At 44.6% G+C, this 17,402-nt stretch carries 17 protein-coding genes; 1 reads left to right on the top strand and 16 read right to left on the bottom strand.

Annotated elements, in window-relative coordinates; translation table 11 throughout:
• Positions 1 to 127: 127 nt before the first annotated feature.
• The 4 genes from LPY66_RS07940 to xerD all read right to left on the bottom strand — a co-directional run bounded on the left by LPY66_RS07940 (position 128) and on the right by xerD (position 5,078).
• On the bottom strand, positions 128 to 1,429 hold the full coding sequence (locus LPY66_RS07940) for a pyrimidine-nucleoside phosphorylase (protein WP_337987541.1): 1,302 nt from the start codon (positions 1,427 to 1,429) through the stop codon (positions 128 to 130).
• Between the two features lie 594 nt (positions 1,430 to 2,023).
• Positions 2,024 to 2,836 (bottom strand): purine-nucleoside phosphorylase, encoded by an 813-nt coding sequence (locus LPY66_RS07935; protein WP_443112466.1) that lies wholly within the window; start codon positions 2,834 to 2,836, stop codon positions 2,024 to 2,026.
• Between the two features lie 132 nt (positions 2,837 to 2,968).
• On the bottom strand, positions 2,969 to 4,138 hold the full coding sequence (locus LPY66_RS07930) for a phosphopentomutase (protein ID WP_337987539.1): 1,170 nt from the start codon (positions 4,136 to 4,138) through the stop codon (positions 2,969 to 2,971).
• Positions 4,107 to 5,078, bottom strand: a complete 972-nt coding sequence (gene xerD / locus LPY66_RS07925) for a site-specific tyrosine recombinase XerD (RefSeq protein ID WP_337987538.1) — start codon at positions 5,076 to 5,078, stop codon at positions 4,107 to 4,109. The genes LPY66_RS07930 and xerD overlap by 32 nt, the downstream gene beginning before the upstream one ends.
• Positions 5,079 to 5,399: 321 nt before the next feature.
• Here xerD and LPY66_RS07920 point away from each other — a divergent pair, with 321 nt between their 5' ends.
• The gene (locus LPY66_RS07920; RefSeq protein ID WP_337987537.1) at positions 5,400 to 5,843 is read left to right on the top strand and encodes a hypothetical protein; all 444 of its coding nucleotides are present in this window, start codon (positions 5,400 to 5,402) and stop codon (positions 5,841 to 5,843) included.
• Between the two features lie 271 nt (positions 5,844 to 6,114).
• Here LPY66_RS07920 and msrA read toward each other — a convergent pair whose 3' ends face one another.
• From msrA to LPY66_RS07860, 12 genes are all read right to left on the bottom strand, one after another.
• Positions 6,115 to 6,651, bottom strand: a complete 537-nt coding sequence (gene msrA, locus LPY66_RS07915; protein ID WP_337987536.1) for a peptide-methionine (S)-S-oxide reductase MsrA — start codon at positions 6,649 to 6,651, stop codon at positions 6,115 to 6,117.
• A gap of 154 nt (positions 6,652 to 6,805) precedes the next feature.
• Positions 6,806 to 7,192, bottom strand: a complete 387-nt coding sequence (locus tag LPY66_RS07910; RefSeq protein WP_337987535.1) for a GIY-YIG nuclease family protein — start codon at positions 7,190 to 7,192, stop codon at positions 6,806 to 6,808.
• A 3-nt stretch (positions 7,193 to 7,195) separates the two neighbouring features.
• The gene (locus LPY66_RS07905; RefSeq protein ID WP_337987534.1) at positions 7,196 to 7,675 is read right to left on the bottom strand and encodes a DUF6530 family protein; all 480 of its coding nucleotides are present in this window, start codon (positions 7,673 to 7,675) and stop codon (positions 7,196 to 7,198) included.
• Between the two features lie 304 nt (positions 7,676 to 7,979).
• Complete coding sequence (locus LPY66_RS07900) at positions 7,980 to 8,387, bottom strand: PaaI family thioesterase (protein ID WP_337987533.1); 408 nt, start codon at positions 8,385 to 8,387, stop codon at positions 7,980 to 7,982.
• A 161-nt stretch (positions 8,388 to 8,548) separates the two neighbouring features.
• Entirely contained in the window at positions 8,549 to 9,685 is a 1,137-nt protein-coding gene (gene menC, locus LPY66_RS07895; protein ID WP_337987532.1) for an o-succinylbenzoate synthase, read from the bottom strand.
• A gap of 83 nt (positions 9,686 to 9,768) precedes the next feature.
• The gene (menE, locus tag LPY66_RS07890) at positions 9,769 to 11,220 is read right to left on the bottom strand and encodes an o-succinylbenzoate--CoA ligase (RefSeq protein ID WP_337987531.1); all 1,452 of its coding nucleotides are present in this window, start codon (positions 11,218 to 11,220) and stop codon (positions 9,769 to 9,771) included.
• Positions 11,221 to 11,322: 102 nt separating this feature from the next.
• Positions 11,323 to 12,165: a 1,4-dihydroxy-2-naphthoyl-CoA synthase gene (menB, locus tag LPY66_RS07885; protein ID WP_337987530.1), complete on the bottom strand. Its 843-nt coding sequence runs from the start codon at positions 12,163 to 12,165 to the stop codon at positions 11,323 to 11,325.
• 85 nt (positions 12,166 to 12,250) lie between these two features.
• Positions 12,251 to 13,051: a 2-succinyl-6-hydroxy-2,4-cyclohexadiene-1-carboxylate synthase gene (gene menH / locus LPY66_RS07880; protein WP_337987529.1), complete on the bottom strand. Its 801-nt coding sequence runs from the start codon at positions 13,049 to 13,051 to the stop codon at positions 12,251 to 12,253.
• 90 nt (positions 13,052 to 13,141) lie between these two features.
• Positions 13,142 to 14,839 (bottom strand): 2-succinyl-5-enolpyruvyl-6-hydroxy-3-cyclohexene-1-carboxylic-acid synthase, encoded by a 1,698-nt coding sequence (menD, locus tag LPY66_RS07875; protein ID WP_337987528.1) that lies wholly within the window; start codon positions 14,837 to 14,839, stop codon positions 13,142 to 13,144.
• Complete coding sequence (locus LPY66_RS07870; protein WP_337987527.1) at positions 14,826 to 16,019, bottom strand: isochorismate synthase; 1,194 nt, start codon at positions 16,017 to 16,019, stop codon at positions 14,826 to 14,828. The genes menD and LPY66_RS07870 overlap by 14 nt, the downstream gene beginning before the upstream one ends.
• Positions 16,020 to 16,346: 327 nt before the next feature.
• Complete coding sequence (locus LPY66_RS07865; RefSeq protein ID WP_337987526.1) at positions 16,347 to 16,754, bottom strand: response regulator; 408 nt, start codon at positions 16,752 to 16,754, stop codon at positions 16,347 to 16,349.
• Positions 16,755 to 16,841: 87 nt separating this feature from the next.
• Entirely contained in the window at positions 16,842 to 17,237 is a 396-nt protein-coding gene (locus tag LPY66_RS07860) for a hypothetical protein (RefSeq protein ID WP_337987525.1), read from the bottom strand.
• Positions 17,238 to 17,402 lie beyond the last annotated feature (165 nt).

Raw genomic sequence — 17,402 nt, 5'->3', positions numbered from 1 at the left:
TTTATGACCTCGCGGTATAAATTCATCCATGAATAAAAAATGATTCTGCAACCCGTCTCGTCGGGTTGGCAGAATCATTTTTTTCTTTCAAATGTGCGTTAAAGCATTTCAGTGTTTTCGCCAAGGCTTATCGGATAACGGTTGAAACCAACTTTTGGTAATACGGTCTAACGTCACCTAAGGTTATTGCCTCTGCTGCCTTCTCCAGTGCAAGCGGTGTTTTTTCCGGGGAAGAAGTATAAAGATAACACACAGGCTCCCCTGCCTGAATGGCATCACCTGTTTTTTTCAAGAGATAGACACCTGATCCCAGATCGATGGGACTGTCTTTTGTTTCTCTTCCCGCTCCGAGATGCATCGCCAACGTCCCGATCGTGCGCGCATCAATATGTTGAATATAACCGGTCTTATCAGCACAATAAGCTATTTTTATTGGTGCCAGGGGAAGTTCTTTTTTGCTTACTAATCGCTCATTACCGCCCTGCGCCCGAACAAATTCCAAGAACTTATCAAAGGCTTTGCCGGTTCGGATAGCTTCATGAAGCATTATGGAAGCATCTTGGGTGCTGTCGGCTTTCTTGCCAAGAACCAACATCCAGCTGCCCAATTCCATACATACTTCCATCAAATCGGCCGGTCCATGGCCCTGCAAACAATCGACGGCTTCCAGAACCTCAATCGCATTGCCGACGGCATTTCCCAGCGGCTGAGACATATCGCTTAACACAGCCACCATTTCCCTGTTCAGATTCTTCCCGATCCCAACCATGATGTCTGCCAGTTTTGTGGCCTCGGCCAGTGTCGCCATAAAAGCACCCGAACCGTATTTTACGTCTAACACGATGCCTTGAGCTCCTGCTGCTATTTTTTTACTCATGATTGATGAGGCGATAAGTGGGATTGTATCGACAGTCGCTGTCACATCGCGCAGGGCATATAACTTTTTATCTGCCGGAACAACGCTGCCGGTCTGGGCTATAACGGAGAGGCCGATTGTCTGTACCTGCTGCAGGAATTTTTTTTCTGTCAGCTCCACCTGAAAACCGGGAATGGCCGATAGTTTGTCGATCGTTCCGCCGGTATGCCCGAGCCCGCGTCCTGACATTTTAGCAATCGGCACGCCGCAGGCAGCTACCATCGGCGCTACGATCAGGGTTGTTTTATCCCCGACTCCGCCAGAACTATGCTTATCAACAAAGATTCTGCCGGGTATGGACAAATCGAGCTGATCTCCGCTTTCAGCCATTGCCAAGGTGAGCTCCGCTGTTTCTTTAACGGTCATCCCCTGAAAATATACCGCCATCGTCCACGCTGCGATTTGATAATCCGGGATTTCGTTTCGGACGTACCCCTGAATGATGAAGCGGATCTCTTGAGGCGTCAGTTCCTTGCCATTCCGCTTTTTTTCTATCAGCTCAACCATCCGCATCCTACTCACCTCACTTGCTTATTCGCATCAACCATTTTCTATTTCCTGTCTAGTACAACGTTCTTTTAATACGTTAGCAATTATGCGTATTTGGGCCTGGGCCACCTGCACAATACCACTTTCGACTCTTGTTCCCTCCATGAATTTGCATTAAGGAAGTTAAAATTCTTTTGCCCTCCTTGGCGAATTTTAACTTAGGTCCATCCATGGACCGTTGCGCTTCGCAATCCGTGCTCCGCTTGGTTGGCATTGTGCAGGCGACCTTACTCTAAAGTAATTTAAGTAACTAATTGGAGAATGATCTACATCTACTAGTACAGCATTCTTTAATTCTCTTTACACCTCAAATCAGGTCTGCGTGCCACAGTTCCGGCGACAAGCGGAGCACGGATTGCGTAGCGCGGCTCTTTGCGCCAAGGATGGCGCAAGAGCCGAAAGCGGAATGTGGCATGCAGACCAGCCCAGATTATTACATCCTTCTGTCATGGTATTTAGAGAACGTTGTACTAGTTATTTGCGGCAGGGATGTGCTACAGCCCTACGCTGCAGTATCCTAACGCATATACACAGTAAATAGAAAAAGGCATCGATTGGTTAGTCCAGCCTCGCCACTAACTCAGTCATATAGCGCACAAACGTCTTCTCAATGCGATCAGCAGTCGCCAGAACCTCTTGATGATCCAGCTTCTGGCGCAAGATTCCAGCAGCCATATTCGTTACGCAGGATATGCCGAGGACCCGCATGCCGCCATGGTTAGCAGCAATGACCTCCGGTACTGTAGACATGCCGACCAGATCAGCCCCAATCGTTCTCAAGTAACGGATCTCCGAGGGTGTCTCGTAAGACGGACCGCTCAAGGCGACATAGATCCCCTGCTGGGGTTCGATACCATGTTCTTTCATGAGACTCAGCGCATACTCACGCCATTTGGCGTTATAAGCTTCACTGAGATCAGGAAAACGCGGCCCTAATTCCGTAAGGTTAGCACCTCGTAACGGATTATCTCCCATGAGATTAATATGATCCTTAATCACCACGAGGTCTCCGGGGTGATAACCTTGATTGACACCACCGGCAGCGTTCGTCACAATAAGCCCTTTGATGCCTAACAACTGCATGACGCGGACAGGAAAGGTCACTTCATGCATACCATATCCTTCATAGTAATGGAAACGTCCCTGTAAAACCATGACCCGACGTGAAGCCAACGTACCGACAATGAGCTTGCCCGAGTGGCCGACGACAGTGGAAACCGGAAAATGCGGTATATCGCTGTAATTGATGACAACAGGATCCATAACCAAATCAGCCAGCTTACCAAGACCAGACCCAAGGATGATTCCCACTTCGGGGATACATTGTATTTTTTCCTGTAAATAACTGCTTGCTTCCTTTAAAACTGACATGTGTTCTTGTTCAGATATCACGTAATCATAACCCTTCACTTTAATAATACTTCAAAAAATGCTTCAATATTCTAAAAATCGCGATAGTCCCATGGCCTTTTCTCTCAACAACATGGTCACAGATAACTTGCTCTAAATCCGAATAGATGAATAAAAACTCTGACCGTGTACTAAGGGCTCAATTCCGAGATATTCGGCGATTGTCGCCCCCAAATCAGCAAAAGACTCCCTTGTCCCTAAATTGATCCCCTTTTTCAGCTGCCGTCCATAGGCCAGGACAGGAACGTACTCCCGTGAATGGTCTGTGCTGTCTGTCGTTGGATCACAGCCATGATCTGCGGAGATAATCAGTATATCGTCGTCACGCAGAGCGGAAATAATCTCCGGAATACGCCGATCAAAAGCTTCCAGCGCCTCCGCGTAGCCCTTCACATTATTGCGATGACCATAAACCATATCAAAGTCCACCAGGTTGGTGAAAATCATTCCGGGCTCATATCGTTTCATATAATCGATTGTCTTATTCACGCCGTCATCATTGCCCTTGGTCAGAACATACTCGCTGATTCCCTGTCCGGCAAAAATATCATTGATTTTACCGACAGCAAAGACTTTTTGGCCTCTGGCGATGACATGATCCAATAACGTTTTCTCCATCGGCTTTACGGAAAAGTCATGTCGATTGGTTGTTCTCTGAAAATGGCCGGTGTCGCCGATAAAGGGTCTGGCAATGACTCGGGATACACCCAGTTCATTAACCAGCATTTCTCTTGCCGTTCGGCAAATAGCCATCAGGTCATCCAAAGGGATGATTTCTTCATGGGCCGCTATTTGAAATACCGAATCAGCGGAGGTGTAGACAATGGGTTTACCCGTTCGCATATGTTCGACCCCAAGTCGCTCAATAATCTCCGTACCGGATGCGACCTCATTACCAAGAGTTTCCCGTCCAATCCGCAGTTCGAACTGTTTAATAAATTCCTTCGGGAACGCCGACGGAAATGTCGGGAATGGCTCATTGAGTACGATACCGCTTATTTCCCAATGGCCGGTCGTGGTATCTTTCCCCGGGGAGAGCTCGGACATCTTTCCGTAGTTACCGGCAGGGTCTGCTATCGCGGCAATAAACGGTATATCCGTAATATTTGCTAGTCCCATCCGGGTCAGATTAGGTATTTTTAGTCCCCCTACTGCTTTGGAAATATGAACTATTGTATTGCTGCCAGTGTCGCCGTATGCGGCAGCATCCGGCATTGCGCCAATACCCACACTATCCATTATGATGACTATCGCTCGCGTCATGCGTATTTCCTCCTTGTTTTGCTCTCGGATGGGCTTTACGGAAAACGTCCAACAAGTGTTTTTTGGTTAAATGGGTATAAATCTGCGTAGTGGAAATATCGGCATGTCCCAACATTTCCTGCACCGAGCGCAGATCAGCGCCATTATCGAGTAAATGCGTCGCAAAACTGTGTCTTAAGAGGTGCGGATAGATATCTGCTCTCAGGTCATTTGTTTTAGCCCAATTCTTAAGTATTTGCCATACACCCTGGCGGGATAACGGCTTTCCGCGAGAATTCAAAAAAAGTGTATTTTTATCCTCCGCACCGGGCTTTGGATTCCGGTCTAAGAGCAAAAACCGGGTATTTTCCGTATAGTCCTTTAAAACCCGGATACCCGGATCACCCAAGGGAACAATCCTTTCTTTGTTTCCTTTGCCGCGGCAGCGGATATACCCAAGGCTATACGATATGTCGTTGAGACTGAGTCCCGTTAACTCTGAGACACGCAATCCGCTTCCGTACAATACTTCAACGATGGCTCTGTCCCGCCGGAAGAACTGTTTCTCTTCGCCGTGACGTTCGATGGCCTGTTTTAAATTATTTTCCGAAATGACCTTCGGCAGCTTTTGTTCCAGTTTTGGTGCCGGGAGATAGATCGTTGGATTATCGCTGCGCTTATCTTCTTCTATTAAATACTTATATAATCCGCGCAGGGCTGCGGTATACCTTGCCAGCGTTCTTGCTGACTGCCCGTTCTTCCTTTCGGCCAATATAAAGTCCATCAGGTCAGAGGTCGTGCAATCCAGAATCGTTTTGCGCTTGTCCTGAAGAAAATAGTAGAATTTGCTTAGATCCCGTTTATAATTAGAGCATGTATTGCCAGAAAGTCCGCGTTCGACCTGCAGATGATATAAATAATCTTCCAATAGTTTTGCGCGAGATTGTTTTTTTTGATCCATTATCAAGCGCCTCCTTTCCGTTCATTTCTACGCAAGGAGGTTTTTTCCTCTTCCTTAAGAATTTCCTTAAAGAAAATTTTTATGCGACATTGCCCACACGCCTTGCATCGCCGATCATCGGAACTTAGAGATTTTTCGGAAGCAGCAGATTAGCTGCGCAGATTCATGGCATGGATAATGTTCACAAAGAGTTCACATTATATTAATACAATTCTAAGGAATCAAAACTATAGTAAGTTCGTGCACGTCTATTATATGCGATATGATAAACGTCCGAAGATAAATTATCGCCGGCACCACGGCAAAAAGGAGAATACACTTATGGAAAAACAGCCCAAGATCAGCAGCAGGAGCCGAAAAACTCCCAGAAGCTCCATTTTTATGTATGTCATGTCGATAGTGATTGCCCTGGTAGGTATCGCCTACATAATCAACAGCATTTACTATTTTAAAACCACCATCGCGAATTATGTGGCCCAAGGTTATCCCTACGAATTGGTTGCCAGTGAGGTCATCCCAGGACAATTACTTCCCGGTCTGCTCCAACCGCTCGGCATTATTGGTATTGCTGTCGTTATTTATGGCGCCGCACTTATTAACCACAAATTATCCAGATATTTAAATTCGATCGTTCCCTGTGAAACGGTTGAAGATGTCGCTTCCCCAGCCACTGCCATAGAAGAAATTGCACAAAAAGCAAACGATCAAGATGTCACTGCCGTCGTCTCGAATCCCGCTGAAGATAGTAAAGAGGAAAACAAATAACTCGTAAACACTTCGCAATCCGTGCTCCGCTTGTCGCTGGAACTGTGACACCCAGACCTAATTGAAGTAAATGTTTGAGATAGTCTTTGAGTACTAATTTCAAATACGTATCAGATCTGTAAGTAACACCGTAATAATGATGCAAACATAAAACAGAAAGAATGTTATTATTTCATATCAACATTCTTTCTGTTTTTTTACTGTCATCCGAGTATAACGCATTATTCTGATCCGTCATTCATCATGCAGGCTGAGCGAGCAGAACTGTTCCCTATTCGCCGTGTTTCGTGCCCCACATTTTTTCCAAAAAATCATCTCTGCCTGATTCTTTTCGGTATTGGCAGTAGAACTCATTGTTTTTCGTGTGGTAGCTTTGATGGTAATCTTCCGCCTCATAGAAGGGGGTTACCGGAAGGATTTCTGTGACAATCGGTTTGCTGAAGATCCCGCTTTTATCAAGGTTCTGCTTGGACTCTTCCGCCAGTAAACGTTGTTCTTCATTATGATAGTAAATAGTTGTCCGGTGATGGTATCCCCTGTCAGCAAATTGGCCTTCATCATCCGTCGGATCGATTTGGCGCCAGAAAACACTGAGAAGATCTTTATAGGTACAGACATCGGCATCGTAATCAATCTGTACACACTCAAGATGGGCGGTCATACCCATGGCGACTTCTTCATACGTAGGATTTTCTTCTTCTCCGCCAGCAAACCCTGACCTGACGCTGATTACGCCCGGAATATCCTCAAACGCGGCATAAATACACCAAAAACAGCCTCCGGCAAATGTAGCAAGTTCTTTTTTCATTTCGTGACTCCTCACTTAACATAATTGAACATGATTGTTAACAAGAATTAGCCAATTCAAGTATAAAAAACCATAACATTAACTATTTTAATCAAGTTACTGTTGCTTTTCAAGCCTCAACATCGAACTTCAAATCAATAGTAATCAAGAGTAATCAATAGCGCTCGTCAGGATTATATTTCTCGGCCCAAATTTCCTCTAAAACCTTAAGGTCTTCCTTGAATTCTTTGGTTGTCTGGTCTTCTTTCATTTCGATTTCTTCTAGTACCTCAAATATAAACCCTTTTCCGCCATAGGTACTCCAATCGTCCTGCAGTTTTGTCAACACACAGGATCCAGTTATTTGAGCAAATTCGAAGCGATTTTTAAAACGTTCGGCATTGATTTCTCCGGATAAATAGTAACGCCCATTGACCGTATTTGTGATTTTTATCACGCCACCCGTTGTTATTCTTTCCTTATATTCATTGCGCAGTTCTTTCCTGCGCTGACTAGTGTTACTGCTGTCACTACTGTTACTGCTGGAATCACTGTTTCCCACGGTTTAATACCCCATTTCCTTTAATAAATTGGCGAGGATCTTCAACCTTTCACTGTTCATTTCATCACCATCGCTCAACGCCTGCCTGAATAGTTCAATATCCCCGTCAATCATCGGATTATCGGTACACACCGCGACATTCATTGCGTCTCCCTGCAATCCGATCCGATCAATAACTGGATTGGCCGGATCATACAACCGATCATACCGATAGGCTTGACGGAAATACAGAGTCGACCGGCAAATCAAAATAGCAAGGTCAATTACGCGATGCAGCGGCAGCTCTTCAGACTGCCTGGACCATTTCTCTCCCGTATATCGCCAAACCTTTGCCGAGATGTCCAGTTTACCACGGTCATTCCATTGGGCCAGACCCAAAGATAAGCCTTTTGCCTCGGAATTATAGGCGTTTCTGCCGTCAATATTTTCGTAGTTCTCCGAAACGATAACCGGTTTATGTTTTAATGTTGCTGGAATTTTCATGTATACACTCCCTTTGCCTTATTTTTAACTTAGCAATTTATCGAATCTAGTAAATTAATAAATTAATTATTTTACTAATTTACTAAATTACTAAATTAGTAAATTAGTAAATTAGTAAATTAGTAAATTATTATAATGCAATTCTAGCACTGTTTTCAGCTTTTGTCAAAATGCTATTTGTTGTCGGTGTGCTGTCGGAGGCATAAGATCATCTATGACGTCATTTGCTCAGATAAACCGGACAACATGCTAAGTTACGCGCCATGCATAGCATCGGATGAAAAAGACGCCTATCGGCGTCTTTTCAGGTAATTTTGATTATCGCATTGATTACGGTAATAAATGAAATCAGGTTGTTATGATCGTCAATCACTTCGATCGACCAGGCATGAGAACTTCTGCCCTTATGAAGCAGCCTCCCTTTGGCGATAATGTATCCGCCCATCTTTTTCGGTTTGAGATGATTCGCAGAAACAGACTGCCCAACCGCTTTCTTTTCTGCAGGCAGTAATTGGTTTGAGGCATATCCTGCTATTGTTTCAGCAAAAGCAATGGTCACACCGCCGCTCAAAAAACCGTAGGGCTGCCCGTGAAAAGCCGTGAGATTCATCTTTGCTTCCATGTGATCGCCTGCAGCCCGAAAGTATTCGATATTCAAACATTCAATATAATTTTTTTCTTTCTGACTACGATCCTCATCCTGTGGTTCCATGTCGAACCTCCTTCTTTAATACGGATCCTTAACCGTCATTACCCTTTACTCAGGATAATGGTTCCCTCTGCCACCGATATTCAAGTACCTGATTTATCCTATTATGTTCCGATTATATATCATTACGCATTCCGGCTGAGGAATGAATACCGTTTCTTCGGTTACTTTTCCATGGCATGCTGATCGATGGTATAGTGCGCTAACATAGCTTCATCAACCGCAATACCAAGACCCGGTCCCTGCGGTACGTCAATTTTACCGTCCTTTACGACAATTTCCGGTTCAATGAGATCCGATGTGAAATAACGGCGTGAGGGTGAAAGATCACCGGGAATATATGTATCCATGAGACTTGCCAAATGGACATGCAGAATTTTTGATATCCCGCTTTCAACCATGCTGCCGATCCAATAGCCGATGCCGTTTCTGCGGCAGCATTCAATCATTTTCTTGACATGATAGAGTCCCCCGACTCGGCCTGTCTTAATATTCACTGTCCGGCATGCCTTATACCGAACTGCTTCCTCTAAATCATCCATGGTGAGTATACTTTCATCCAAGCAAAGGGGTGTCCGCAGCTGTGACTGTAAATCCTGATAAACCGCCATGCGCTTACCCGGCAGGGTATCGATCAATGGTTCTTCCAGACACATCAGACCCAGAGCATCTATTTTTAAAAGCTCAGAGATATCTTCTGTTCCAAAACTTCGGTTGGCATCGGCTAAAAGCATCAGATGCGGATATTTTTCTCTGATTTTTTGGAGTTTTCTATAACCATCCGCCGGTTTTATCTTTATTTTGAAACGACGATAGCCTTCATCGTAGTATCTGCCGATTTGGCTAAGCAGCTCGTTGATTTCTAAATCTCCCAGGACCATACCGGCTTCAATTTTCGTCGTGGTCGTTTCTCCGAAAACTACTGCCATGAGTGGCTTTTCCTGCTGTCGGGCAAAAAGATCCAGAAGGGCGTTTTCCAATCCGGCCAAAGCCATCGGGTATCGCAGACCTATCTCTTTATGGACCTCAAACGGGTGCCGGATGGGGGAATGGCCGGACTGGCCTGTCTTCGTTAACCAAGGGATATAGACTTCAATCAAAACCCGTTTGGCATCAGCCAGTGTCTCCTTGGTATAAAAAGGTTCATTAAAGGCGACAACTTCACCAAATCCGGTAATACCTGTCTCGTCCGCTATTTTAATAATCAGAGTCTCTCGATAGTTTAAGTTGGTCTGGGATGTTTTAAAGATGAAATTAAGCGGCATACGGATATGGAATAGCTCTATTTTTTTTATTTTCATCGCCATTTCCTTTCCTTATAACCTAATCTTCATCTAATGTTTGAGATTTAATATATCAATATATCAATTCGTCGCAAATCATTTTATTCCCTGTAATAGTCCTCAGCCATTTTTTCCAAATCTTTTCTGGCTATTTTCCCAGTGGCATTTCGAGGAAGTTCCGTCAGGAGGATAATATCCCGCGGCAGTTTATATTTAGCCAGATACGTCCCCAGGTACTGCCGGATAGCCTCCGTGTCCATGCTAGTCACTGCAAAGAGAACAGGCACCTGCCCCCAGACCGGATCTTTTCTGCTGACAACGGCGCATTCGACCATGTCCGGATGCTGATAAAGCGTACTTTCGATTTCACGGGGATAAATATTTTCACCGCCTGAGATAATGATATTCTTCCGACGGTCGAGAATATATAAAAATCCCTCATCGTCAAGATATCCGATATCCTCCGTATTGAAATAGCCCTTCACAGGTTCTTTGCCTAAGTAACCATCCATGACCATCGGGCTGGCGATATGGACTTCGCCGCTACCGTCTGAATCCGGGTTACTGATCCGTAGCTTAACATGGGGCAGCGCTTTGCCGACCGCAGCCTTTTTCTCTGGAAATTCAAGCACGGAAAAGGTTACCGCTTGGCTCGTAGTTTCCGTCATGCCATAGGTTTTATAGATGGGAATCCGTTTGTTCAGACATTTTTCCACCAGCGGCTCCGGGATAAACTCGCCGCCTGTCAAAACTAAGCGAAGGTGATGTTCTTGGATCCTGTCAATAATCCGGCTGAGCATCGTTGGCACGACGGATAGCATATTTACTGTACCATTTTTTATGAGTGACACTGTTTGTTCCTCGTCAAACCGCTCCATGACGGTCACGGAGGTCCCGTTGTAGAGACTGCGCAAGAGGATTGTTAATCCACTAATATGATACATCGGCAGGACCATCAGCCAATTATCCTGATTTGACATGCCCAGACATTGCTGAGAAGCCTGTACATGAGCCAGGAATTGTTTCCAGCGGAGCGGCACAGACTTAAAATCCCCTGTCGTCGCGCTTGTATTCATAATCACCGCGATCTGCTCCGGTCTGAATTCCTCAGCCAACGAAACCTTGTCTGCAGAGATTGTGATGTCATCACCACCAGGATCGCTCTTTGCTGCGTACCTGGAAAAGATCTCGTCAAAAAGCAGCCATTGTCTGGCATCCGTTATCCCGTTTTTTGCAGCCAGGGACGGGAACGTTTTATTGTTTTGTGCTATGACTAGCCGAATATCCAGCTTCTCGCATTGTTCTTCAATTTCAGTCTCTGTTAAGCGGGTATTGAGCAACAGGACTTCCTTCTGCAGCAATTGAAGCGAGAGAAAAATCAAAATCATTCGTTCGGAGTTATTGGAGAACAGTGCGACTCTGCACTGATTTTGGACATACGTAGAGAGCCTTGCCGCCAGGTCCGCCGTAAGTTCATAAACTTCACTGAAAGTCAACGCGTTGACAAATCTTTTATCCGGCTTTTCTAACGCCTGTTTTTCTAACCAATTCATACGTTATCCGATATCCTTAAGGTGATCATCGTTCTCAAGACAGCGATACCTTTCCGTTTAAAAACGTCTGTATGCACACTACCCGCATTGGCTTGATAAAACTCAAGGAAACTTAGGGAACTTGTCGAAATCCGGGATGCGTTTCTCCTTAAAGGCATCCCTTCCTTCTTTTGCTTCGTCTGTCGTATAGTAGAGCAGCGTCGCATCCCCGGCTAATTGCTGCAATCCGGCCAAGCCATCTGTATCCGCATTAAATGCCGCCTTTAAAAAGCGCAGCGCTGTTGGCGAATGCTGCAGGATCTCCTCCGCCCATTTGACGGTCTCTGTTTCCAATTGGTCAAATGGGACAACGGTGTTGACAAGTCCCATTTCCAATGCCTCTTTTGCTGTATACTGACGGCATAGATACCAAATCTCACGTGCTTTTTTATGACCGATGATCCGGGCTAAATACCCCGCGCCGTAACCGGCGTCAAAGGAACCGACTTTCGGACCGGTCTGGCCGAATTTCGCATTTTCCGAAGCGATGGATAAATCGCAGACGATATGCAGGACATGGCCACCGCCGATGGCATATCCGTTGACCATGGCAATAACGGGCTTGGGTATGAGTCGGATCAGACGTTGCAGATCAAGTACATTTAACCGCGGGATCTGATCATCGCCGACATAACCGCCATGACCGCGAACCCGTTGATCGCCGCCAGAACAGAAAGCTTCCTTTTCCTGCCCTTGTCCATGGTTAGCCCCCGTCAGTATGATAACCCCGACCTTGCTGTCTTCTCTGGCTATGGTGAAAGCGTCGATCAGTTCCATGACTGTCTTTGGACGGAATGCATTGCGGACTTCCGGACGATTAATCGTGATTTTGGCAATCCCATTATACGTTTCGTAAATGACATCGTCATAATTGCGATTGAGTTTTTCCCAAGGAAATAGTGACATGACTAGACCCCCTGTTTTTTTAATTTAATTTCTTTTATCTCATGAAATGGTTTGTCTTGTTTATCATTATAATAAACTAGATTCATTAATCTTTATTTAAAAACCGCGTGACAGCTTCCGTAAAAAGCTCTGGTCTTTCGATATGGGTATTATGGCCCGCTGACGTAATAATGGACGTCACCGTATTTTTATTCCGGCATTGCATCGCTGAACCAATTTTCCGGTATTTATGATCCTTCTCACCGCAAATGTAGAGTATCGGTACTTTGATATGATCCATACGTCGTTTCAGACAGGGAAATGTCCCCTGCCCGTTGGCCAATAATGTATTGGCTAGCGCATGTGTTTCATTCTGCAAACGTCTTTCCTTTATCTTCTGCCTTATTTGCGGCGGCAGCGTGCTCTGGGTTTGAAAAATGCTCTGTTCTGCCCAGAATCGTTCGAACCATTCTATTCCATTCTCTTGGATCTTCCGGGCTAATTCCGCATCGTTACGCCGCCGTTTATATCGGCTCAGTATTCCGCATTCCCCATACGAGCTGCTTTCTAATATCAAGCGATCAACTTCATTTGGATAAGCAAGCGTATACGATAGAGCAATCCGTCCGCCCATAGAATAACCCATTAGCGTGTATGCCTGCAGATCTAAATACCGGATCAACGCGTGCAGATGATCAATGACAATCGGCAGACGATACTGTTCCATCATCTCCGGTTTATCACTCTGTCCATGTCCCGGCAGATCTATCAGTACCATTTGATATTTATCTAACGTAATAGAACCCCATGTACTCAAATCTTCCGCGAAGCCATGCAGACAAACAATCGGTTTCCCGCTGCCTCTTACTTCCAGATGAAAATGAAACCCACTTACGGAAATCATCATAGCCTTTTTTCACCTACAATCCAATACGCTGTGCAATGGTCATGCCTCGACTAATGCCGTTATTCCGCAAAATAGCTTTTATACAATTGCTTAGAGTCGTGTATATGTATCGTGAAGTTCTTTGCTCAATTCCAAGTCGATTTTGGTTTCGATGAGTTTGATCCCGGGTTCAGCCTGCGCCTTTTTAAAACATCGTTCAAAGTCATCGATTGTGCTGGCTTCGTAGTAAGTAATTCCATACAGAGATTTTAAAGCAGAAAAATCCAAATCATGCGGAGTTAAAAACAAGGTTTCAAAATGTTTCTCTTTGCTTTGGGGCAAATAACGGAATATCCCCCCGCCATTATTATTGAACAAGATAATCGTCAAATTGAGCGCATATTTCTTCCCTGTCAGCAATCCGTTCATATCATGAAACAGCGCGAGATCCCCGGCTAACAGCACGGTGGGCTCTTTTGCTGCCGCAATGCCTAATGCCGTCGATATTGTCCCATCGATTCCATTCGTGCCGCGGTTTCCCATGACTTTGATCTTCTGCGCTCGCGCTTCAAAAAAATCGTCAACATCGCGAATAGCCATACTGTTTGCCGCATACAACCGACATCCCTCCGGTAGCTGTTTCTGCATTTTCTGAATAATCGCACCTTCAAAAAATCGGGTTTCCTTTTCGGCTGATTTCAATTTATCCCGCATTCTTTTCTGATGTGTCTGCCACTTTTTCAGGTATTCGGTATTGCTTTTTTCAGATTTCAACGCATTGGCAAACTGTTTTGGTGAAGCTTCAATATATGTATCCGTGGACAGGGCCGGGTTACGGTATTCAAATACAGTGTCAACCTGAATAAACAGACTTTGGCGATGCCGGGCTGCATATTGCTGGAGGCTCTTGGAAACCGGGGTCTGTCCGAACTGAATGATATAGTCCGGCTTTAGCTCATCCTTAATCTCATTCGATTTGAGAAAAGCCTGATAGCTATCGATGATCACGTCCGAATCATAGTTGCGGAAATTCGAGAGCGGATCAGCCAGCAGCGGCGCCTTCAAACGCTGGGCAAGCGCAATCACTTCACGATGGTAATCCGCATAGGCATCCCCGCCGCCGATAATAATCCCATTCTTATTTATTAGGAAATCAAAGATTGAGCTATCCGGTAAAACGATGTTCCTATTCGCCTGAGACAGTTCAGATATCAATTGAAACCGATAGGAACTGCGGCCTGCGGAAAAATCAAGTTTATTCAGATCCGGTATCAAGGGCTCGCGCAATGGGATATTGATATGTGCCGTGCCGAATCCAGTCTTCATCACTGCACCATATGCTTTCTGCATCACCATACGGACATAGCGGTGCATGGTCTCCGTTTCTTCTGGTAAGGATATCTCCTCGTAAAAATTAACATAACCCCCAAAGAGTTTGTTCTGGTCGATGGTTTGCGGTGCTCCGACCTGCCGTAATTCAGGCGGACGATCCGCTGTCAGTACGATCATCGGCACCCGCGAATATCTTGCTTCCACCAGCGCGGGCAGATAATGGGCGGCGGCCGATCCCGATGTACAAAGTAAAGCCACCGGCCTACACTTTTCTTTGGCGATACCCAAAGCAAAGAACGCAGCTGAACGTTCATCGATGTCGATATAAACATCAAATTGGTGTTCGCAGCATAATATGGCGACAGGTGTTGATCGCGACCCGGGACTGATCACGACTTCTCGAACCCCCAGCTGATATAACTCATCAACAAGCGCCGCAATATAGTTTGTTCCGGTCAGATAATTATGATCGTTCATTTCCATCGCTCTCTTCCAGGCTCTCAAGAATCGTTCGCATTTTTTCGTTGGTTTCCAGATATTCTTCGCGACAGTCGGACCCTTCAACGATCCCGCATCCTATATAAGCGTAGACCTTATTCTCGATGACAAGCGCAGAACGGATTCCCACTACAAAAACACCGTCGCCATTCGCATTAATGACTCCCAGCGGCGCTGCATAGAGTCCCCTCTCGTGTTTTTCGTTTCTCTTAATAATATCCAAAGCGGTCTTATACGGACTGCCACCCATAGCCGGTGTTGGGTGAAGCCGGGTCACCCACTCCGTTAACGGGCTCGCATCTTTAGCCATAAGAATGGTTTGCAGGTGGTAAAGATTCCTTAATGCCAAGATACGGGTTTGCCCTATTTGCACGTCCCGAGAGTATTTTTTCAATACCTGAGCAATCCTGTCGATAACGATTGTATGTTCATGTACATTTTTGGGGTCATTAAGCAGAAATGCCTGTTGCTTCTCATCATCCAGCTTGCTGCGGGATATCGTGCCCGCCAAGGCATAACTGATGATGGTATCTCCCTCTTTTTGAACCAGAATTTCCGGTGTTGCACCTAAAAACGTTTTTCCATCGCGAGTATACGCAAAAACAAAGCTGTCTCGGTTATTCTTCAGAAGATTATGGAGAACACTTTCCTGATCTACTGTTCCATCGCAGGTGATTTTCACTTCACGCGAAAGTACGACCTTCGTCGCTTTATGTAAGGTTATTTCTTTGAGCACTTTGTCGAACATAGCCTGCCACTGGGGGTAATCATCTCCAAATTGACAGGTATGTGTATGGGTATGCGTCAAAGAACTTTGAATAGAGCTTATTTCCTCTATTTCAGTATCGTCAATTCCTTGATCCGGATAATAAAGCGTTTGATTACCGTCTTTTTCAACCAAATAATAAGTAAAAGCAATTGTCTCATTGCCAAAATCAACCCATTTGGGATCCCTGACCATCGGAAAAAATGACCGTGTTGAGAATACATAGGGGTAATCCTGATGTGATTCCCCGTCGGCAAAAGTCCTGATGCGTTTAGCACCAAAAATCAATTCCTCTTTTTGAGGGTTATAAAAAACAAGACATTCTTGCTTCTGAAAATGCTTCCAAAAGGCAAGCATATTCGCTAATTTTACTTTTTTCGTAAGATACTTCACTATTCTGTCTCCGTTTGAGTCATTCTATCATCACTATTTTCCCATTATGTATTATCCTATATATTTTAGAATTTATAAACCTTTTTATGCAATTATTTTATATTCTGGGAGATAATGCGAGATATTTCATACAAAGAGATATGAAATTCGGTGCGAGGGCAAGACGATGGAAACGAGGATGGAGCCGAGACGGGGGGACAAAGGGGACGTAGACCCTTGTCTCCTAAAAAAGGAGACAAGGGTCTACGTCCCCTTTGTCCCCCCGTCCCCTTTGTCCCCTATATGCCAATGCCCAGCCCTCGTCCCCATACGCTTATCCCGCTGGATTTACCTTTTGTGTATTTCAGCAAGGACGCCATCTAAGACAGCTAAGTCTAATGGTTTAGCGAGATGTTTATCAAAACCGGCATGCATACATTGCTTAATATCCATTTCCAGATCGTATCCGGATAAGGCGATTAAGTATACATCCTTTAATTCACTATCGTTTCGTAATCTTCGCGCAACTTCGTACCCGTCAAGCCCGATCATACCGATATCACACAGAATGACGTCGGGATGAAATGTTTTAGCTTTATCTATCCCTTCAATGCCACTCTTGGCCGAAATAACATCATGCCCCAACGAGCATAATAAGGCGCTGAGAATTTCCGTAATATCCGGGACATCATCGATTACCAATATCTTTAAAACTTGCGCAGCTTTTTTATCTGCAACGTTTTGCGGACAGGCCATATTATCCACCCTTTCAATACGCTAACTTTCGTTTGTCACTTGTATATAAAAATAGCGAATGGTCAAGCTGGCCATCCCGATCATCCATCAACTGAAGCTGCTTATATCCATAATATCTTCAAAGATGGCAACAAACTGATTGCTATTATAAGTGGCGTAAGCCTGTACGTGATACCATCGGCTCAGCGCCTCATTATATTTTTCGAATTTTAAAGAATTTCCGTTATTAACAACGCTTTCAAATATTTCTAACCACGTATACACCGCAGCATTTAACAAGTGTTTGGCCTGATTAACTACCAATTCCCTATTTAAATCGGAGTTCGGTAAGCAAGTGGTGACATTTAAAACTTTGCAATCAATAGCGCGTCCTTGATTATTACAAATTAGTTCCGCTAGAACAATCTTTTTGGGATGATATTCTTTATGGAAAATTACGTTTACCTTAGTATTTTTGTGCATTAGCGTATTTTTATCAACCACAACAATATAGCTTCCTTCCCAATATTAATTAAGCGTCAACAATAATTTGGTTGTATTGAATATTTATCACAAACGATCCCTAAAAAAAAAGCATATCGGAATAAGCTTTTTTAATTATAGTCTTATTCTGAATATGCAGCATCACATAAATATGGTATTTTTTGA

Source organism: Dehalobacter sp. DCM (genome assembly GCF_024972775.1).
GTDB lineage: Bacteria > Bacillota > Desulfitobacteriia > Desulfitobacteriales > Syntrophobotulaceae > Dehalobacter.
Note: the sequence above shows the minus strand (reverse complement) of the source record. Positions and strands in the feature narration are given on the sequence as shown.

Coding starts and splice junctions, on each gene's coding strand:
- LPY66_RS07940 (WP_337987541.1), bottom strand. CDS start 1,429: ATGCGGATGGTTGAGCTGATAGAAAAAAAGCGGAATGGCAAGGAACTG.
- LPY66_RS07935 (WP_443112466.1), bottom strand. CDS start 2,836: ATGTCAGTTTTAAAGGAAGCAAGCAGTTATTTACAGGAAAAAATACAA.
- LPY66_RS07930 (WP_337987539.1), bottom strand. CDS start 4,138: ATGACGCGAGCGATAGTCATCATAATGGATAGTGTGGGTATTGGCGCA.
- xerD (WP_337987538.1), bottom strand. CDS start 5,078: ATGGATCAAAAAAAACAATCTCGCGCAAAACTATTGGAAGATTATTTA.
- LPY66_RS07920 (WP_337987537.1), top strand. CDS start 5,400: ATGGAAAAACAGCCCAAGATCAGCAGCAGGAGCCGAAAAACTCCCAGA.
- msrA (WP_337987536.1), bottom strand. CDS start 6,651: ATGAAAAAAGAACTTGCTACATTTGCCGGAGGCTGTTTTTGGTGTATT.
- LPY66_RS07905 (WP_337987534.1), bottom strand. CDS start 7,675: ATGAAAATTCCAGCAACATTAAAACATAAACCGGTTATCGTTTCGGAG.
- LPY66_RS07900 (WP_337987533.1), bottom strand. CDS start 8,387: ATGGAACCACAGGATGAGGATCGTAGTCAGAAAGAAAAAAATTATATT.
- menC (WP_337987532.1), bottom strand. CDS start 9,685: ATGAAAATAAAAAAAATAGAGCTATTCCATATCCGTATGCCGCTTAAT.
- menE (WP_337987531.1), bottom strand. CDS start 11,220: ATGAATTGGTTAGAAAAACAGGCGTTAGAAAAGCCGGATAAAAGATTT.
- menB (WP_337987530.1), bottom strand. CDS start 12,165: ATGTCACTATTTCCTTGGGAAAAACTCAATCGCAATTATGACGATGTC.
- menH (WP_337987529.1), bottom strand. CDS start 13,051: ATGATGATTTCCGTAAGTGGGTTTCATTTTCATCTGGAAGTAAGAGGC.
- menD (WP_337987528.1), bottom strand. CDS start 14,839: ATGAACGATCATAATTATCTGACCGGAACAAACTATATTGCGGCGCTT.
- LPY66_RS07865 (WP_337987526.1), bottom strand. CDS start 16,754: ATGGCCTGTCCGCAAAACGTTGCAGATAAAAAAGCTGCGCAAGTTTTA.